This is a genomic window from Polyangiaceae bacterium (assembly GCA_016715885.1).
Lineage (GTDB): Bacteria > Myxococcota_A > Polyangia > Polyangiales > Polyangiaceae > Polyangium.
On the sequence record JADJXL010000020.1, the window covers coordinates 593,566 to 611,956 of the forward strand.

The 18,391-nt window shown below is 63.1% G+C and carries 12 protein-coding genes; 9 read left to right on the forward strand and 3 right to left on the reverse strand.

All coding sequences use genetic code 11. The features are described 5' to 3' along the window. The first annotated feature begins 1 nt into the window (after nucleotide 1). From mtnP to IPM54_27785, 4 genes are all read left to right on the forward strand, one after another. Nucleotides 2–973 (forward strand): S-methyl-5'-thioadenosine phosphorylase, encoded by a 972-nt coding sequence (gene mtnP, locus IPM54_27770; GenBank protein ID MBK9263591.1) that lies wholly within the window; start codon nucleotides 2–4, stop codon nucleotides 971–973. Beyond that, nucleotides 970–1,896, forward strand: a complete 927-nt coding sequence (locus tag IPM54_27775) for a sugar kinase (protein ID MBK9263592.1) — start codon at nucleotides 970–972, stop codon at nucleotides 1,894–1,896. The genes mtnP and IPM54_27775 overlap by 4 nt, the downstream gene beginning before the upstream one ends. Before the next feature lie 75 nt (nucleotides 1,897–1,971). Then, nucleotides 1,972–2,973, forward strand: a complete 1,002-nt coding sequence (locus IPM54_27780; GenBank protein ID MBK9263593.1) for a hypothetical protein — start codon at nucleotides 1,972–1,974, stop codon at nucleotides 2,971–2,973. A 212-nt stretch (nucleotides 2,974–3,185) separates the two neighbouring features. Then, nucleotides 3,186–7,217 (forward strand): hypothetical protein, encoded by a 4,032-nt coding sequence (locus IPM54_27785; GenBank protein ID MBK9263594.1) that lies wholly within the window; start codon nucleotides 3,186–3,188, stop codon nucleotides 7,215–7,217. A gap of 45 nt (nucleotides 7,218–7,262) precedes the next feature. Here the strand turns inward: IPM54_27785 and IPM54_27790 are convergent, their stop codons facing one another. From IPM54_27790 to IPM54_27800, 3 genes are all read right to left on the reverse strand, one after another. Then, nucleotides 7,263–7,523, reverse strand: a complete 261-nt coding sequence (locus tag IPM54_27790; protein ID MBK9263595.1) for a hypothetical protein — start codon at nucleotides 7,521–7,523, stop codon at nucleotides 7,263–7,265. Between the two features lie 166 nt (nucleotides 7,524–7,689). Next, nucleotides 7,690–8,865 (reverse strand): hypothetical protein, encoded by a 1,176-nt coding sequence (locus IPM54_27795; protein ID MBK9263596.1) that lies wholly within the window; start codon nucleotides 8,863–8,865, stop codon nucleotides 7,690–7,692. Nucleotides 8,866–8,955: 90 nt separating this feature from the next. Then, nucleotides 8,956–10,500, reverse strand: a complete 1,545-nt coding sequence (locus IPM54_27800; GenBank protein MBK9263597.1) for a hypothetical protein — start codon at nucleotides 10,498–10,500, stop codon at nucleotides 8,956–8,958. Nucleotides 10,501–10,833: 333 nt separating this feature from the next. Between IPM54_27800 and IPM54_27805 the strand changes: the two genes are divergently transcribed. The 5 genes from IPM54_27805 to IPM54_27825 all read left to right on the forward strand — a co-directional run bounded on the left by IPM54_27805 (nucleotide 10,834) and on the right by IPM54_27825 (nucleotide 18,370). Further along, nucleotides 10,834–12,714: a L,D-transpeptidase gene (locus IPM54_27805; GenBank protein MBK9263598.1), complete on the forward strand. Its 1,881-nt coding sequence runs from the start codon at nucleotides 10,834–10,836 to the stop codon at nucleotides 12,712–12,714. Between the two features lie 152 nt (nucleotides 12,715–12,866). Then, complete coding sequence (locus IPM54_27810) at nucleotides 12,867–13,898, forward strand: tetratricopeptide repeat protein (GenBank protein MBK9263599.1); 1,032 nt, start codon at nucleotides 12,867–12,869, stop codon at nucleotides 13,896–13,898. 65 nt (nucleotides 13,899–13,963) lie between these two features. Then, the gene (locus tag IPM54_27815; GenBank protein MBK9263600.1) at nucleotides 13,964–14,437 is read left to right on the forward strand and encodes a hypothetical protein; all 474 of its coding nucleotides are present in this window, start codon (nucleotides 13,964–13,966) and stop codon (nucleotides 14,435–14,437) included. 24 nt (nucleotides 14,438–14,461) lie between these two features. Continuing rightward, complete coding sequence (locus IPM54_27820) at nucleotides 14,462–16,756, forward strand: DEAD/DEAH box helicase (protein MBK9263601.1); 2,295 nt, start codon at nucleotides 14,462–14,464, stop codon at nucleotides 16,754–16,756. Nucleotides 16,757–16,885: 129 nt separating this feature from the next. Next, complete coding sequence (locus tag IPM54_27825) at nucleotides 16,886–18,370, forward strand: TolC family protein (protein ID MBK9263602.1); 1,485 nt, start codon at nucleotides 16,886–16,888, stop codon at nucleotides 18,368–18,370. The last annotated feature ends 21 nt before the right edge of the window (nucleotides 18,371–18,391 follow it).

Sequence of the window (18,391 nt, forward strand, 5' to 3'; positions counted from 1 at the left end):
TATGCAACACGTCCTTGGCGTGATTGGTGGCAGCGGCGTCTATGCACTCGAGGATCTCGAGGCTGTCGAAGAGATCGACGTCGACACGCCGTACGGCCCTGCGAGCGACCTGGTGATACGCGGACGAGACAAACAGTCCGGCACGACGATGCTTTTTTTGCCGCGACATGGCCGCGGGCACCGAGTTTCACCGTCGGACATCAACTATCGAGCGAACGTTTGTGCACTGAAGATGCTCGGCGCCACGCACCTCGTGAGCGTCAGTGCCGTGGGTTCGATGCGTGAAGAGATTGCGCCGGGGCACTTTGTTCTTGCGGATCAATTCATCGATTTGACCAAGCGCCGCGTGTCGACGTTCTTCGATCGCGCGATCGCAGCGCACGTTGCGTTTGCCGATCCGGTTTGTTCTCACCTGCGCGCAGCGCTCGGGGCAGCGGCGAACGAAGTGCTCGAGGGGACGTCCGTGAAGGTTCACGACGGTGGCACGTACGTGTGCATGGAGGGTCCGCAGTTCTCGACGCGTGCCGAAAGCCTCGTGTACCGAAGTTGGGGCGTGTCGGTCATCGGCATGACCGCGATGCCCGAAGCGAAGCTTGCTCGCGAAGCGGAGCTGCCTTACGCGATCCTCGCGATGTCCACGGATTACGATTGTTGGCATTCCACGGAGGAAGCCGTGACGGTGGACGCGGTCGTGGCGGTTTTGCGCAAGAATGTGGAGCATGCGCGCAAGGTGTTGCATGCGCTTGCGCGTCGATTGCCGGATCCGAGCCAAAGCGCGGCGACGGGAGCGCTGAAGGGCGCGGTCATGACGCGTCGCGATCTCGTACCTGTCGACGTCAGAACGCAGCCCGGGGGCTGGCGGGGGCGGGGGGGGGGGGGGGGGGGGCGGGGGCCCGGGGGGGGGGGGCTTGCTCAGCTACGATGGCTCGCTCCTCTGCCGCGCTCGACGCCTGACTCAAGAGGCCCGCTGTGACCGCTCATTCCCCCATGCTCATCGTAGGTTCCATGGCTTTCGACGACCTCGATCTGCCTTCAGGCAGCTTTCGAGACGTTCTTGGTGGTTCCGCCACCTATGCGGCCATGGCGGCGTCCGCATTTGCGCCCGTGCGCATCGTGGCTGTCGTTGGTGACGACTTTCCGCAGCAGACGCTGGACGACATGCGTCATCGCGGGATCGACACGCACGGCGTTCAGCGTGCGTCCGGAAAAACCTTTCGCTGGGCCGGCCGTTACTCGTCCGATCTGACCCACCGCGACACGCTCGACACGCAGCTCAACGTTTTCGCCGACTTTCGTCCGCGTTTGCCCGAGCAGTGGCGACAAACCCCTCTCCTGCTCCTGGGCAACATTCACCCGCGCTTGCAGCTCGACGTGCTCGACCAGCTCGCAGCGCCGAAGTTCGTCATTGCCGACACGATGAACTTTTGGATCAAGGGCGAACCGGGGACGCTTTCAGCGATGCTGCGGCGCATCGACTTGCTGATCATCAACGACGAAGAGGCGCGTCTTTTGTCGGGCGTTCACAACATTCGTCGCGCGGCGAAGGACATCCTCGCGCGCGGGCCGAAGCGGTTGGTCATCAAGCGAGGTGAACACGGCGCGCTGCTTTTCGATGAGCAAGGCGTGTTTGCAGCGAGCGGCTTTCCACTCGAGGACGAGGTGGATCCGACGGGCGCTGGTGATTCGTTCGCTGGCGGGTTCCTCGGGTATCTCGCGGCGACGCCGGAGGTCACGCCGCTCGCGCTGCGCCGGGCGATGGTGCACGGAACGGCGACTGCGTCGTATTGCGTGGAAGGTGTCGGCACGACGAAGATGGCGAGCTTGACGAAGGCGCAGGTTGGCGCTCGCGTCGGCGCCATTCGCGAGCTTTACGAATTCGGCGCGCACAGCATGTGACGCTGCCTTCCCGCACATCCGTTCACTGCCCCGTCCGTGATAACCTCCGCGCCTCACTTTGCGTGGAGGATATCGATGCGATTTTCGACAGTGGCAGCTTCGCTTGCCGTAGGCGCCGTGGGTTTGTTCGGGTTTGTCGTCGGCTGCGACGGCGGTGATACGAACGGAACGACGACGGGCACTCCGTCGGTCACGTGTGACCTTCCGGCGGCGTGTGTATCAGCGGATCCCACGTGCGTGGCGATCGTGGACAACAAGGATGCCAGGCAGTTCGGCCTGCGTATGTCGCAGATTCTCATCAGCAAGCCGGCGACGCTGGGGCCTGCGAAGTTCGTGGGCAAGACCGTCGCGAGCGGCGTGGCGTGGAAGCGGCCGGACTGTTACCTCACGGGCGACGCCGAAGGCGGGACGTTCTCGTGGATCGCGCACTTCGACCTCGACACGAACACCGTTTGCACCGGCGGCGCGAAGCCTCCCGCGAAAGCCGAGGACGGGTACAGCTTCGTCAACGAGATGCTCATGCAGGGTGGGCAAACGTTTGACATCAAACCGATCAAGTTTTCTTCGGATCTATCGCAAGGCAAATTCAGCGTCGCCGTGGCGGATGCTCAGGACATCATCGTGCCGATTTACACGGCCGAGGGAGATCCCATTCTGCTTCCGCTGCGCAAAGCACGGATCACCGAAGGCCAGTTGTCTTCGAACAACAATTGCGTGGGCTCGTTCAATGCGGCAGGGCTCGATCCCTTCAACAACTGCGGTCCGTATCCTGAGGAGAACCAGTTCTCGTTCGTCAACGGCGGGAAGCTCGAGGGGTACATCACGCTCGAAGATGCCGACAACATCGTCGTCGACCTGGCGAACGCCTCGCTTTGCGCGCTTCTCACGGAGAATGGCGACAGTGGGACGCCGATCGAGAAGTGCAAGCGCGACGCGATGGGCAAAGTCGACTTCAAGGGCGATTGGTGCGATGCCACGAATGCGGCAGCGACGGATACTTGTTCCGACGCTGTGCAGCTAGCTGCGGAATTTGCTGCGAGCGCCGTGAAGATCAACGGCGGCTGTCCGATTCCGTAGCGCTTGCGGCACCCGCGCGGGGACGCGTACGATCCATAGGGATTCGTCGATGAAAAACGGCCTCTCCGAGTTTCGGGAGGCCGCGTCGGCGGCCGCCCTTGGAGGTCTTCGCCATGCCGCGCTTCTTCAAACATATCATTGGGATCATGCTCGTGATCCTCATCGCCGGATGTGCTGGCGGTGGGTGCTCGAGCGGTTGTTCGGGCTGCGGAATGACGCCCATCGCGGGAGGTTTCGAGCCGACGGATCGCATCGAGAATGCCGGTTCGGTTCGTCTTACCGACTCGGGCGTCACGTTCCTCGAACAGAACCTTGGACCGCTTGCCAAAGCTGCGCTCGGCGGCAGCGGCAACGGTGGGGTCATCAACTTCCCCATTCCTTCAACGAGCGGCAGCGCCCTCGGCTTCATCAACTACAGCGTTTGTCCGGGTGGAGCAGACGAGAACTCGAGTCCGCCGAAGTGCGTGATGGAGATCGACATCGGCAACGCCCAGCTCGATATCAGCACGGCGACGCCTCACAACATCAAGATCACCGGGCCGCTCCCGCTGCGCCTGCAAAACCTGCCCATCGACCTCGGCTTCCTCGGCAGCACCAACGCTCGCCTGACGAGCAACGGCTGCACCAATCCGCCTGCGTTCGCGGACATCGACCTCAACGTCGACCTCTCCATCGAGGTCGATACCGACATGTCGCATTCGCGGTACGGCTATTCGCGGGTGAAGGTCGGCCAGTTGTCGATCAACGAGACCCAGCTCCAGAACTCGCTCAACTTCTGCGGCGGCGGTTTCTCGAGCACCGTCCTCAACTGGATGAAGGGCTTCATCTTCGACATGCTCGTCGGCGGACTGCTCGACACGCTCGACCAGACGATCTCCGATCAGCTTTGCCAGCAAGCCACGCCGGGCGCGAAGCCCGAGTGTCCGCTCGGCACGAACAACGTGGACGGCGTTTGTCGTTATGGAACCGACGGCAACGCGGAATGCGTGCCGATATTGCTCGGCGTTGACGGCAGCATGGACTTGAGCGGCGCGCTCTCCAGCGTTTCTCCCGGCACGCGAGGCGGCCTCGACATCCTCTTCGCCGTGGGTGGTCCAACCAAACGACCCGACAACAGCGGCTTTGCGTGGGGCGATCTCAATCCCATCGGCAACGGCGCCACGCTGGGGATGTATGGCGGCGGCGAACCGTCGCCGATCTCGAGCTGCGTGAAGTTCTCCGAGATGGCCATCCCCACGGGCATCCCGATTCCGGTCGAGCTCGAGGGCAACACCGTGACCAACTGGCCGGCGGGTCTCGATGGTCCGCACGTGGGCATCGGCCTCGCCGAGCGTTACGCGAACTACGCGCTCAACAGCGTCTACAACAGCGGATTGCTCTGCCTCGGCATCTCCACCGAGACCATTCCGCAGCTCTCGTCGGGCACGCTCGCGCTGCTCGCCAATTCGCTGAAGGACTTGGGTTTGCAGCGTGAGGCGCAACAAGTGGCGCTCGTCGTTCGTCCGGGCAAACCACCGACAGCGACGTTCGGCAACGGCACGGATCTCGAGAAGGATCCGGTCATTCGCGTGCAACTGCCTCAAGCTTCGTTCGACTTTTACATTTGGTCGACCGATCGCTTCATCCGCTTCATGACGGCCACGTTCGACCTCGACGTGCCCGTGAACCTCACGGTCACGAAAGAGGGGCTGCTCCCGGTGCTCGACAAGATTGGCGTCACGAACGGCGTCGTGACGAACTCCGAGCTGCTTCGCGAAGATCCGGTCGTCATCGCGGCCGCACTTCAAGGCCTGCTCGGTGGTCTCGCTGGACAGTTCGTGGGTGGCATCGCTCCGATTGACCTTTCGAGCGCGCTCGGATCGCTCGGCCTGACGCTGACGATTCCGGAAACGGTCGACGGTCAGGGTTCGCCTGGTCTGCGCAAGTTGACGCAGGGCAACGATAACTTCCTCGGCATCTTCGCGACGCTGGGCACCGGACCGGTCGCACCGCTCCTGCCGAACAAGACGACGGTGTCGGTCGTCGGCAAGGACATCGATCCGGCAGGGTTCCGCATTGCATCGGCGGACGAGAGCAACGTTCCGGGGGTGAACATTCAGATGTCCTCACCGCTCGATAACGGAACGCACGCTGTCGAGTACTCGTACCGTGTCGACAACGGCGCGTGGAAACCGTTCAGGCGTGAACGAATGGTCACCGTGCGTGACGAGTGGCTGCGTCTTCAGGGCAAGCACACGATCAGCGCACGTTCGCGTGTCGTGGGTCGTCCCGACTCGATGGACGAAACCCCTGCGACAATTGAGGTCGTGATCGACGCGGAGCCGCCGGTCATCACGATTGCGGAGCCTGTGGGTGCAACGGCGGGCATCGAAGTGCGCGACATCGTGTCGGGCGGCGGCGAGCCTCGCGTGCGTTACCGTCTCGATGGTGGCGCGTGGTCGGATTGGACGCTCGCATCGGCGATCACGGCGGTCGACGTGGGTGATGCTGCCGAGATCACGGTCGAAGCAGAAGACACCGAAGGCAACGTGGCGACCGCATCGCAGGCGCTCATTCGAGGCCGCGCGATTGCAACCGGTGCCGGTTGTGGATGCACCGTCGCTGGCGAGGAGTCGTCGCAGAGCAACGCTGCATGGCTCGTCGCGCTCGGCATGGTCGGCGTAGCGCTCCGGTTTGCCCGTCGTCGTTCGGACAAACCTTCCGCGGGCGCACCGTCAAACCCTAAGGTGCGCGCGGCGACCGGTTCCCGCGGCCGTCGCGCGCTTCGCGCTCTCACGGGCATCGCGATCATCGGCGCAGCAGGTTCGTTTGCTGGCTGCGGTGATGACGGCACGGTCAAGGTCAACACCTACCAGTGCGTCGCGCCAAACTGCACGACGCTTTATCCAGGCCTCATCGGCGCGTACACGTCCGTCGCCACGACGGGCAAGACGATCTGGGTCGCCGGATACGCGGAAGCGGACTGGTCGAACGAGTTCTCGTGGGGCGACCTCGTCGTCGGCACGTGGAGCGAAACCAAGGTCAACTGGAAAGCCATCGACGGCGTTCCTGCCGAACCGCCCGTGGATCCCACGCTCTACAACAAGGACGGCTTCCGCGGAGGCCAAGTCGAACCGGGTGACGACGTGGGCCTATGGACGAGCATCGCCCTCGACCGCGCCGGCAAACCTGCCGTGGCCTATTACGATCGGACGAACAAGGCCCTCAAGTTCGCCCAACAAGTGGACACGGCGTGGAGGATCATCACGGTCGAATCGAAGCCGCAGTCGGACATCGGTCGTTATGCAAAACTGGTGTTCGTCGCCGACAGACCCGCCATCGCGTACTTGTCGATCGAACCTGGCGCTGATGGTGCGGTGACGTCGAAGGTGCGTGTCGCAACGGCCACGTCGACAACCCCCTCGGAAGCCGATTGGACGTTCGAAGACGCGGTGGTCGACAACGCCACACCTTGTCGTGCCTACTTCTGTGGGACTGGCGATGTGTGCGTGGTCGAAAACAACAGGTGCATGGCCAAGCAGACGACATGCGATCCCAAGTGCGGTACGGGCACCGCTTGTGTCGACTTGGGCATGGGAGCCGCATGTTCAGACATTCGTGATGCATCCAAGGTCGACACGTATCCGGATGCGGTGGGTGACTACATCTCGCTCGCCGTCGATCCTTCGGGCGCTCTTGGCATCGCATTCTACGATCGCATCCACGGCAACCTCGTGATCGCATCGAAGGCGAGCGGCTCGTGGACGTCGCAAATCGTCGATGGTCAAGCGCCGGACGGCACCGATACGGGCGACAGGGGCATCGGTGCATCGCTGTTCATCGACGACAAAGGTGACTGGCACATCTCGTACGTCGACGGTTTGTCCGAAGGCCTGCTGTATGCGCAAGTCACCAAAGGCACGACCGTCCTGTTCACGACGGGCGTCGATGATGGTCTCACCGTCGACGGCGTGACGAAGCACGACGACGGCCAGCATCTGGTCGGTGACGATTCGAGCATCTACGTCGGAGCGAGCGGCGAGATTCACATCACGTATCAGGACGCGACGGCCGGCAAGCTGCGTCATGCAGTCGGCACGCCGACGGGCGGCATGATCACGTGGAAGCTCGCGACCATCGAGCAGGAAGGTTTCGCCGGAGCCTTCTCGAAGCCGTTCATCGTCGACGGCAAACTCATGCTCGCCAACTGGTGGCGCATGGGCGGCGAGGAACCGAAGGGCGACGTCTCCATCGTGTCGCCGTGATGGTTCTCGGGGGGGCTCATGAAGCTCCCCCGCCCCTCCCCACAATCAAGCCGCAGCGATTTCCGTCGCCTTGTCCAGCAGCACATCGCGCGTCGCGGGGCCGTTCACGCTAGCTCGTACGGATGCTACGAGCTCCAACAATTCCTGGCGTGTCGCGAGCCCTCCATCGAGGAGCGCTCGCATGTAGCCGTCCACGGCGCCTTGGAGCTTGGCGAGCTTCGAATAGCTCGCGCCTTTCGCTTGCGCGCTCAGCGATTCGTTCAACATCCGCTCGAGCTCAGCCAGCATCTCTCCCTTGCGTCGCATGACACACGTCTCCCTGTCCGGCGCAGCCGTCCTACGAGCACCGCACCACGCGGTCCCTTCGAGGCTCGGTCCATTGTCGAGCGCACTGAACAAGGGCTCGACCTGCCGGCACTTCGGTCCTTATCGAAGGCGATCGAGATGGGCCAAAATTGTGGATGCGATTTTTCTACGAGCTCGGCACCAGCCGCTGCAGCGCCGCGTCCGCAAGCTTCGGATCGACATCGCCAATCGCGAGCGCTCCGCCCTTGCTCGGTGTGATGAGCACCCGACACCGACCCCGACCCACGGGCATCAAGTTCGTCAACGCGAAGTCGAGCGCCACGCCAACCGCAACGATCAACGCGCCCATGCCCAATAAATCCGGCGATCCAGCGCGAGCTCCATCGACGAAGAGCGACACGCCCACGTAGCTCCCGAGCGCCAAAGCAAACAGCCCCGCATACAGCGCCAAACGCGGGTACCGAACGTCACGCGCGACGCTCGAAAGCTGATCGAGCGGAACCACGATCTCGCGTTCGCGCACTGTTCGTCCGAGCAGCTCCGTCTTGGCAATCACCGTGAGCGACGTTGGCGATACGCGAAGCTCCGCAGGACTCCGGTACCGCAAGAACAACCTGCCCGCCATTCGCGCAAGCGGCACGATCACGAGCAGTCCCGTGATCGCCATCAGCACGAGCGCAACGGGACCTCGCGGCGCGGCGATCATCTCGCCCGAAGCGGACGCACCTTCGCCCGAACGCGCTGCATTCGCGAGCAGTGCTCCAATGACAGGATCGCGCGTCTCCGTCCCGAGCGACTTGGCCTCTTCGTGAGCCACGGGCGAATTGCTCGACGCAAGCGCCGCCGCCGCAACGAGAGCTCCCGCTCGCCCGATGGACGCATCACCTGCCTCGATGCGACGAATCAACGCGGCAGTTTGTCTCCACAAACCATCCGCTTTCGCCCCGAGCGCTGTGTCGATCGATGCGAGCGCATCGATGGACGTATGAGCAGCGACCCAGACGAGCGCATCGACGACGCGGCGTTCTGCGTCGGCCCCGTCGGGCAGCGACAACGCGACGCCACGCGCGAGCAGCGCAGACAGAAGAGCACGCGTCTCGGGGCGAGCTCGCGTCGGCGACCCAGGTTCGAGCGCAGTGATGACGTTTCCAAACGACGTATCGGCGTCTTTGGTCGACAGCGACAACTGCGCTGCCGCGTCTTGCACCCCTTCGGGCAGCGTGATCTTTCGTTCGTCCGCGCAGGTGAATGCAACGGCGTGAACCAGACGAGCAAGCTCGTCTCCACGTGGATGACCTGCAAGTTCTGCGAGGACTGCTTGGGGCGTGTGGTCAGCGGGCATGTTCGTGGTGCGTGGCTCTCGCGCCTGTCGGGCTCGAATTAGTCCAACGCTCGCGCGCTGGCCAGTAATCCGCAGAAATCGTCGACCGATCTACTTGGGAGCGCCGGCATCTGCCGCCAGTTTCGCTTGCTGCTCCAAATGCACCTTGGCGAAACCCATGATGTAAATGAGCTGTTTCCGCGTCACGTGTGTCTCGCCACGGATCATGCTCCCTGTCGACGTAAAGGAAACTTTTCCAATCACTTCCCGTTTGCCGATGATGGGCACGTCGTACGACCGAACGGCGTCGATCATCGTTTCGAGTTGAGGGGCGTGTTCACGCGCAAGGTCTTCGTCCTTGTCCTGCGCCTCGAGGATCACGTCCACTCCACTGTCGTCCGTGGGAATCACGTTGATCCTCAGCCACTTGAGCGAGCTGAGAATTTTCATGACCGCGTCGGGAACCTTGAGTGGCGAACCCTTGAGCGCGTTGGCCGGTGTGACCGTGTAGAGCGCGATGCCAACGGCGCTCGACTTGTTGAACGGCTTGATCGCCTTGACCTGCGGCAACTGACCTTTTGCATCGGCAGGCAGCACGACGACGAGGTGTTTGCCGGGGACCATCGCGAAGATGCGTTCACCCTTGTCGGCTTGCGCGATCGCGGCGGGAACGGGCGTATCCGTGAGCCACTTTCCAGGGGGATTGCTGCGCTTGACGATGCCGTCGATGGTTGCCCGCGCCTTCGCATCGGGAACGTTCAGGTCCATCACGACGACGACCTTGCGCGAATCTCGAAGCTGCGGGCCCGCGATGAGCATGTGATCGATGTCCTTGACGGGATCGATGCCGCTCGAACCGATGAACTGCCGCCATTGCGGGATCGATGCGAGCACGTCACCGAACATCGCCCCGAGCTCGTACTTGCGCAGGCGATCACCCGCGATGAGGATCTTTACGTTCGGGTTTTTCCCGACCAAACTCGACGGTGAACCTGCGACAGCCGTGGGATCACTGGTCCCAACGCCTGCATCGACTGGGCCCGCATCGACGGGTCCAGCGTCGACCGGCCCCGCATCGACGGGTCCAGCATCCGGGAGGTTTGTCACTGGATCCACGGGCAAACCAGCGTCGGTCGTAGCGGGGAGAATTCCACCAGACCCGCCGTCGGTCTCGGCACGAGCGATCGGTGGCTCGGCGTCATGATTTGCACCGGCATCGTTCAGCGTCGGCTCGACGCTCGCATCGCCAGCTCCTCCGTCATCGATGCCCGCATCCATTGCAGCGGGCGCTGCGTCCGGTTCGGCGTCGAGGTTTGCATCGGCCACGCCGGCGTCGGGCAATTCGCTCGATGCATCGGGCGCTTCGGCATCCACACCGGCGTCGATGGGTGTGGGATCCGGCTTTTTCGTAGGCGTTGGTGTCGTCGTCGCGACAGGCTCGGTGAAGGTCTCGGGGTCGGGTGGAGCTGCTGGAGCGGTCGTGGTGGGGCCAGGCGCTGCGGCCGATGGGTCGTCGACGAGGTCGAAGTCGATCGGGATGATGACCTCGCCATCCATGTCGTTGAGCTCGATGGGGCCCGAGTTCCACAGGATGGACATCCACAGGAAGAGCCGCGTGGGCACGAATGGAAGGTGCACCAGCAGCGCGACGATCATGGCGATCCTGAAAGCGCGCTTGGCTGGACTACGCACGTGGTGCGCTATCGCCCGATCGGGCGTGTCACGCGAACCACGCGGGTGACTTCGTCCTTCCACAGTTCCGTACGGTAGCAGTCGCAGCCGAGCCGTCATGGTGGCTGGCGCTGGTGGCACGGTCCTTTCAAGGCGGGGGGTCGAAACGAATTGCAGAGAATTGGATTGATCATGAAGGACCAGCTAGGAAGACCGGAGAGCTCGTCTGATGTCGAACAAGGCGCGGCTCCTTCTTCAGCGATGGGAAGCTTTTCTGCAGACCGACCCAGATCCGATCAACAACGGCCGAGGCCGCCGATGAACTCGCGTCCGCCTGCACATCGCCCGCCCGCAGCGGCTCCTCCGCCTTCGGGTGGGACTGGCTCGACGATCCTCGCCAGCATCGTGGGCTTCACGCTCGTCGCCAGCGTCGCGGGAGCGGCTGTGTGGGCAAGCGGTTGTCATGGTGATGCGCCTCCGGGCCCCTCCGCGGACAAACCTTCGCGGACAAACCACCTCCCGGTGCCTCCTCGAGCCGCGACGCCTCCTGCACCGAGCGCATCGGCTCGCGCGGCAACCGCTGCGCCTTCCGTCGCCGATGCAGGCACGGATGCGGCTGACGATGCGGCCGTTGCGGAAGCGGAAAAACCCTACACGGGACCGCTCCTCGGCGCGCTCGCTCTGCAGACGCCCGTCTACGCAACGATGGACACGAGCACCAAGCGCATCGGGTACATTCGACTCGGCGGAAAGGCTCCAGTCGATCCCACGCCCATCAAAAATGCTTCGTGCCAAAAGGGCTGGTACCGCCTTCTCGATGGTGGATACGTGTGCGGCAAGTACGCCACGACGGACATGTCGCATGCGAGCATTCGCATGGGCATCACGACCCCGAACCTCGAGGAAGTCCTCCCGTACAAGTACGCGTACAACACGGCGCACGGCACGCCGCTTTATCGTTCCGTTCCGTCGAAGGACGACATGATCAAGTACGAGCCGTACTTGGAGATCGCGAAGAAGGCGGCGCGCAAGAAGAAGAAGGCCGAAGAAGCCGAGGCAGCAGCCGCTGCTGCATCCTCGGCGACTGTCGCAGAAAGTTCGGCGCCGAAAGAACAAGATACGCTCGTGAAGGATTCCTTGCCGCCCTCGGTAGGTGGTGCGGTCCCTTCGAGCGACGATCCGAACGAGGCGGATCGCATCGGCCCTGCCCCGACGCCTCCTCCGACGATGGCGTCTGCCGATGTCGCCGCGCTGCTCGATGCTGGGCCTCCGGTCGAGGAACCAGAGAAGCCGTGGTGGCAGCAAGAGAAAGGCAAAGCGCCGAACGTCACGCTCGGTGAGCTCGAAAAAGAAGGCGACGCGACGATGGCCAAGCGCATGGTCAAAGGCTTCTTCGTCGCGGTGGACAAGACCTTCTCTTGGAATGGACGCTCTTGGTACAAAACCACCGCGGGTCTCGTGGCGCCGAGCGACCGCATGTACATCACCAAGCCGCACACGACACAGGGCATCGATGTTCCCGAAGGCGCCAAGCAGGTCGGGTTCATCCTGTCGAAGTCGTCGAAGTTCGAGGTCGACGTGGAGCAGAAGACCGTGAAGGTCAAAGGCCCTGCGCCTCGATTCACCGCGGCTGGACTCACGGGCGTCGAAGCGACGGTCAAGTCGGTCGTGTACCGACAAACCACCGAAGGTTGGTGGATGAAGGCTGCCGACATGACGTACACGGAAGCTGGTCCGCCGCCGGCAGATCTGGCGCCTGGCGAGAAGTGGATCGACGTCAACCTCACGCGCAAGACGCTCTTGGCGATCGAGGGGGACAAACCCGTCTACGCAGCGCTCGTTTCACCTGGGCGCAGGTCGAAGAACAAGAAGAAAGACCACTCGACCGTCAAAGGCACGTTCCGCATTCGCGAAAAGCACATCGCGGTCACGATGGATGGCGATGGAACGGCCGCGGGCGATTTGCCCTACAGCATCGAGGATGTCCCTTACGTGGCGTACTTCGAGGGGTCGTATGCGCTGCACGGAGCGTTCTGGCACAACAACTTCGGCCGAGAAATGAGCCACGGTTGTGTCAATCTCTCGCCGCTCGATGCCAAGAAGATCTTTTTCTGGGCCGAGCCGAAGTTGCCACGCGGTTTCCACGCCGTTTGGTCGACCAAGGAAAACCGCGGGACGCTCGTCGTGGTTCACGACTAGGCGGTGACGCTGGGCCCGGGTTTGCACGCTCGCTTCGCGCGTAGCGAGCACACGGACGGGGCCCAGCCATGCGTCCGCAGAGCCTGCTTGCTTCTCAAATCGTCCGCTCCCCTTGACTTGACGCTTTCCCTGGCACACTTGTTGAGCCCGTCATGGACCAATTTTCGGCCCATCTCGATCGCGGTTGGGATCTCGTTCAGCGTGGTGACACACGTGGAGCCGAGGCCTCTGCACGTCGTGCACTCGAACTCGATCCCAGCTCACCCGAGGCGCACAATCTGCTCGGCTACGTTGCGGCTCTCGAGGGAGACGGCGAAGAAGCCATCGAGAACTACCGCCAAGCCATTGCCCTCGACGAAACGTACCTCGAAGCGATGTTGAACGCGGCCGAGGTGTACATCCATCCACTCGGAGACTTCGACCAAGCGATCGATATGTGTGATCAAGCCCTGGATCTTGCCGAAGTGGAGGAAGAGGTCATCGACGCTTTGCTTTTGAAGTTCGATGCGCTGCTTGCCAAGGGGGAGATGGAAGAAGCTGCCGAGGTGGTCGCAAAAATTCCCCCGGGACCTTACGAAAATCCCAACCACGCTTTTCTCGTCGGTCGAGCGCTTTACGAAATCGGACAAACCGAACGAGCTGGCGCGCTCATCGAAGAAGCTGCGCAGAAAGAACCGACGCACGCCGAAGCTCAGTATTACTTGGGGCTCGTGCGTGACGAACGAGGCGACATACGCGGTGCGACGCAGGCGTTTCTTCTTGCGCGCGAGCTGGACGTCGCGATGGGTTTGCCCCCGTGGGCGCCGGGGCGTGAAGCGTTCGTCGCGGTCGCTCAGCAAGCGGTGCAAGCGCTCAATCCGGTGCTTCGCCGTTACATCGACGGGGCCGATGTCTACATTTCCGATGCTCCTGGTGTGGAGCTCGTCGCCGAGGGAGTCGATCCGCGGGCGCTCGTGATCCTCGATGGACTCGCGATCGAAGACGACCTGGGTCTCGAGCTTGGGCTGCACATGCACGACGAGCCTCCGTGCACGCGGGTGTTCATTTATGCGATCAACGTGGTGCGTCTTGCCGGGAGCGCGGAGGCGATCGAGCATGAGATCACGGCGGCGCTCGAACGGGAGATCACCGCAACGTTCCTCGAGGCGGAGCAGGCCGAACGGCCGGAAAGCGAGCTCAACTGACACGCCGGGCTTTCGCAAGTGAGTTGCTTGTCGCAAAGGGTGGGTGCGAATAGGCCATGTCTAGCGTGACGCCTCGCCAAGCAGCCGCTCGCAAGCGCAGCCGCGCGCTGGCGGTGGTCGTGTATTACGGGCTGATTGGCGTGATTTGCATTGCTGCGACGGCACAAATTACACAGCAGTTGTTTTACCAGCCCAAGGTCGCCGCGCCGTATGCGAGCTGTCATGAGGGTCTGTCGGCTCTGGTGTCGGCCATCGAACGAGCGCGTCACGCGGCTCCCGGAACGGATGGCGAGGACCCTGCCATCGAGCGGTTCCGGACGGCGCTGAAGCCCGAGTGGACGTACTTCGATAGCGTCGCGGATGCTTGTCGAGGTTCCGTCAAGGATGAAGGCGCACTCGACGCCATCGAGCGGCTCCGCTATGCGGAGGAACATGCAGTGCGTCGCGAGGCTGGTGATCTGGCGCCGCTTCGGCGCAAAGTCCAAGCGATTGTCGACACCGAACTAACTCAGCGCGCTGCGCCCTCTCGAGTGCCCTGACGACGCACACCGCAGCAGGAACGAATGACTGACCATAGCTCCACTTCTCAAGGCGCCACCGACGTTCGGACGAGCGACGTCCAGCAGGCGAAAGAGCCTTCTGCAGCTTCTGCGCCGACGTTCGACGTGCTGCCTCTTTCCCCCGAGCTCCGCGAAACGCTCGCCGAGATCGGCTACCTCAATCCCACGCCCGTGCAGGTTGCCGTTTGGGAGCCTGCTACGCGCGGGCGCGATGCCGTCGTTCAAGCTCGAACGGGGACCGGAAAAACAGCTTCGTTCGGCCTCCCGATCGTCGATCACATCGTCAAACGATCGGCTGCGCAGGTGCAGGTGCTCGCGCTCTGCCCCACGCGCGAGCTTGCCGTTCAAGTGACGACCGAGCTCGAAAGGCTGGGAAAACGAAAGGGAATTCGCATCACTGCCGTGTATGGCGGTGCGCCGATGCCCAAACAGATCGACGCCATCGCGGGTGGTGCGCAAGTCATCGTGGGCACGCCTGGCCGCGTGCTCGATCATCTCCGCCGCGGCACGCTCGACCCGAAGCACGTTCGCCTGCTCGTGCTCGACGAATGCGACGAGATGCTTTCGATGGGCTTCGAACGCGAGCTCAGCGCCATCCTCGAACGTTTGCCCGCGGATCGCCAGACACTCCTGTTTTCCGCGACGCTTCCGCCCGACATCGAGCGAATTGCTCGCAACAAGCTCCGCAGTCCGGAGTTCTTGACGCTGTCCGGCGATCACATCGGCGCGCTCGAAATCAACCACTTCGTCTACATGGTTGCGGGGGACAAACTCGGATCGCTCGTACGCATCATCGAAGTCGAAAACCCCGAAAACGCGATCATCTTCTGCAACACGAAAGAAGAGACCGAAGTGGTCGCCGCTGCGCTCAGCCGTCAAGGATTCGACGCGGATTGGCTCAACGGCGACTTGCCACAATCCGATCGCGAACGCGTCATGGCGGCGACGCGCGAGGGCAGACTTCGCTTCCTCGTCGCAACCGATGTTGCAGCGCGCGGCATCGACGTCTCGCACGTGACGCACGTCATCAACTACGACTTTCCGCAAGATGCGGAATCGTACGTGCATCGTACCGGACGAACCGGTCGTGCTGGACGAACGGGCACGGCGCTTGCGCTCATCACGCCGCGCGACATCGGCGGCCTGTATCTGCTGCGACTCACCTACAAGATTCGTCCCATCGAGAAGCAAATTCCATCCGAAGGCGAACTGGCGACGCGAACCGAAACCGACCTCGTCAACATGCTCGCCGAAGCCTTCATCCCGCAAGGCGCGCATCCGGATGATTTGTCGCTCGCGAGGCGCCTTTTGTCGCACGACTCCTGCGAGCGCATCCTTGCAGGCCTCTTGCGCAGTCATCTCGGTGCTCGCCCCACCGCGCGCGATGAAGCCGCAGCCGCACGTCGCGCAACTGCCGCACCGAAACCCGCACCGAAACGCGCGCCCGCGGAAGCTCCTGCAGCGCCGAAACCACAAGCACCACCCGCAGCTCCTGTCGTGGTTGTTCCCGACGAACCCGCAGCAGCGCCCACCGAATTGCGTGAAGCTCGTGCTGCAGCCCCCGTCGAGCGTGAACCGCGTGAAGGCCGTGAGCGTGAAGGGCGTGAGCGACGCGTACGTCAGCGTCGTGAAACGCGTCCCGAAATGCCGCGCCCTCCAGCAAGCTCGCGCATGCCGACCCGCGCCGCTGCGGAAGAGGCGCCCGCTCGCCCCCTGCCCGCTCGGCCGCGCCCAAGCGCCCCCGAGCAGGCGGCCATCGCACCGACTGCACCCGTCGTGCCGACTGGACCCGTCGTGCCGGTGAATGCATCCGAGCCACTACCGCCGCCGGCGACTCCAGCACGTCCGCCGATACGTCACGCGGACTTTTCCACATGGCAGCCGCCTGAAGAAGAAGGCGACGACGAGCCTATCTTGCGTGACGCTCCTGCGTTACCTGCCGCGCGCGAGGCGACGACGCCGATGCATCGAGCTGTCGAACCGCAGGCGGCCGCAGCGGCATCGGGTGACTACGCGGAGATCTTCGTCAGCGTCGGGCGTCGAGATGGTGTGCGAGCTGCGGATTTGCAAGAGCTATTGCTCGACCACATCGGCATCGACAAGGACGACGTCAAGCGCATTCGCGTACGCGAGCGCAATGCGTTCGTGAGCATTCGCCGATCCGAAGCGCAACGAGCCATTGACGGCATTTCCAAAGCTTCGTGGGGCAACAGGCCGCTCACTGCGGAGATTGCGCGCGAGCGTCCCATGGGCGGCAGCGGCGCGGATGCCGACGCGGATCCAGCTTTCGAGAACTGAACCGAGGTGGCGGGCGTCGAACGGCGCGAGTGACCGACGATTTCGGGCGCGCAGCAATTCGACGCCAGCCACCGAGCACACTTCTCGCTTGTCGCGCGCGTCCGTCCGGTTCAGATGATAGCCCCCAACATGGCTGTCATCCCTCGGTCCGTTGCGTCACTTCCCGCCGCCGCGCTCACACTCCTTCTGCTGCCGACCACGCTCAATGCGCAACCGGCCGCTCCGGCAGCGACCGCGCCGCCTGGTGAAGCACCTCCACCACCTACCCCTATGGCTCCACCGGTCATCGTCATCGAGGAGCCGCTGCTCGCGCCCATCCCGCCCGCGCCGAAGACGCTCACGAACTGGCAGGATGCCGTGCACCTGGTCGATTCGCGTTCACCGGACCTGCGCATTGCCGAAGAGGAAGTCGAGCGAGCGGTGGGCATGAGTCGCCAAGCGCTCGGGCGGATCTTGCCGACGCTCAATGCGAACGCCAGCGCAGGTCGGCAAGCATCGACGATTGATCAGCCTGCTGGCACGACCTTGTTCGGTCAGAAGATTCCGCAGCCGTTCACGATGACGAATACGTCGACGACGAGCTCGTTCTCGACGACGCTTTCCGTTCCCGTGCTGCAGCCGCGCGCTTGGTATGCCTACGGTACGGCGCGGGAATCGGTCGAGATGGCCAGGTTTTCGGCCGTCGATCGTCGACGTTTGCTCATGACCAACGTCGCATCGGCCATCATTTCCGTTTTCACCGCGGAACGCGTGAGCGAAATCAATCGTGTGGGGCTGAAAACTGCTCTCGAAAGGCTCGAGCTAACGCGCCGGCGAGCTCGCCTTGGAACCGCCACGCGCCTCGACGTGGTTCGCGCCGAGCAGGACGTGACGCTTGCGACCAATACGCTCATTCAGGGCAACGAATCGCTACGCCGTTCTCGCGAGGCGCTTGGTTTGGCGCTTGGCGAAGACGTTCCTTATGGCGTTTCGCCGAGCATTTCGCTCGACGCCATCGAGAGCAGCGTTCGATCGATGTGCAGGGTGGGCAAGCCCGAGGAGCGGGCGGACGTGCGAGCTGCGCAGCAGCAGCTCGACATCAGCAGGCGGCAGATCACCGAGACGCGGCTTGGTTTTCTGCCCACGGCGAGCATTGACGGGACGCTGAGCACCGGGACGTCGCAGCAAACGGTTTCGTACACCATCCCAGGTCTTCCTCCGCAGGAACAGCCCACCAACCGCAATTATGTGTGGTCCATTCGCGCGGTCATCTCGGTGCCCATATTCGAGGGGTCACGGTATGGCGAATTGGCGGTGGGCCGAGCTACTGCTCGGCAGCAGGAAGCGCGTATCGAGGCGATCACGCGCCAGGCGCGTCTGGAAGTCGCGCAAGCCGAGCGAGCCGTGGACGTGGCCGAGCAGGCTCGAGGGGTTACCGAGAGCGCGCGTGACCTTGCAAAGGAAACGGCGCGGCTTACGCAGGTTGCTTACGAAGCGGGTACGGCGACGAGCTTCGAGCTCATCGATGCATCTCGGCGGCAGCGCGAAACGGAGCTTGATCTCGTCGTGCGCGAGTTCGAGCTGCTTCGCGCAAAGATTGCAGCCCTGCTCGCGGCCGCGGTGTGTGAAGAGTAGAGCAACATTTCTTTACATGCC

Coding starts and splice junctions, on each gene's coding strand:
- mtnP (MBK9263591.1), top strand. CDS start 2: ATGCAACACGTCCTTGGCGTGATTGGTGGCAGCGGCGTCTATGCACTC.
- IPM54_27780 (MBK9263593.1), top strand. CDS start 1,972: ATGCGATTTTCGACAGTGGCAGCTTCGCTTGCCGTAGGCGCCGTGGGT.
- IPM54_27785 (MBK9263594.1), top strand. CDS start 3,186: ATGACGCCCATCGCGGGAGGTTTCGAGCCGACGGATCGCATCGAGAAT.
- IPM54_27790 (MBK9263595.1), bottom strand. CDS start 7,523: ATGCGACGCAAGGGAGAGATGCTGGCTGAGCTCGAGCGGATGTTGAAC.
- IPM54_27795 (MBK9263596.1), bottom strand. CDS start 8,865: ATGCCCGCTGACCACACGCCCCAAGCAGTCCTCGCAGAACTTGCAGGT.
- IPM54_27800 (MBK9263597.1), bottom strand. CDS start 10,500: ATGATCGTCGCGCTGCTGGTGCACCTTCCATTCGTGCCCACGCGGCTC.
- IPM54_27805 (MBK9263598.1), top strand. CDS start 10,834: ATGAACTCGCGTCCGCCTGCACATCGCCCGCCCGCAGCGGCTCCTCCG.
- IPM54_27810 (MBK9263599.1), top strand. CDS start 12,867: ATGGACCAATTTTCGGCCCATCTCGATCGCGGTTGGGATCTCGTTCAG.
- IPM54_27820 (MBK9263601.1), top strand. CDS start 14,462: ATGACTGACCATAGCTCCACTTCTCAAGGCGCCACCGACGTTCGGACG.
- IPM54_27825 (MBK9263602.1), top strand. CDS start 16,886: ATGGCTGTCATCCCTCGGTCCGTTGCGTCACTTCCCGCCGCCGCGCTC.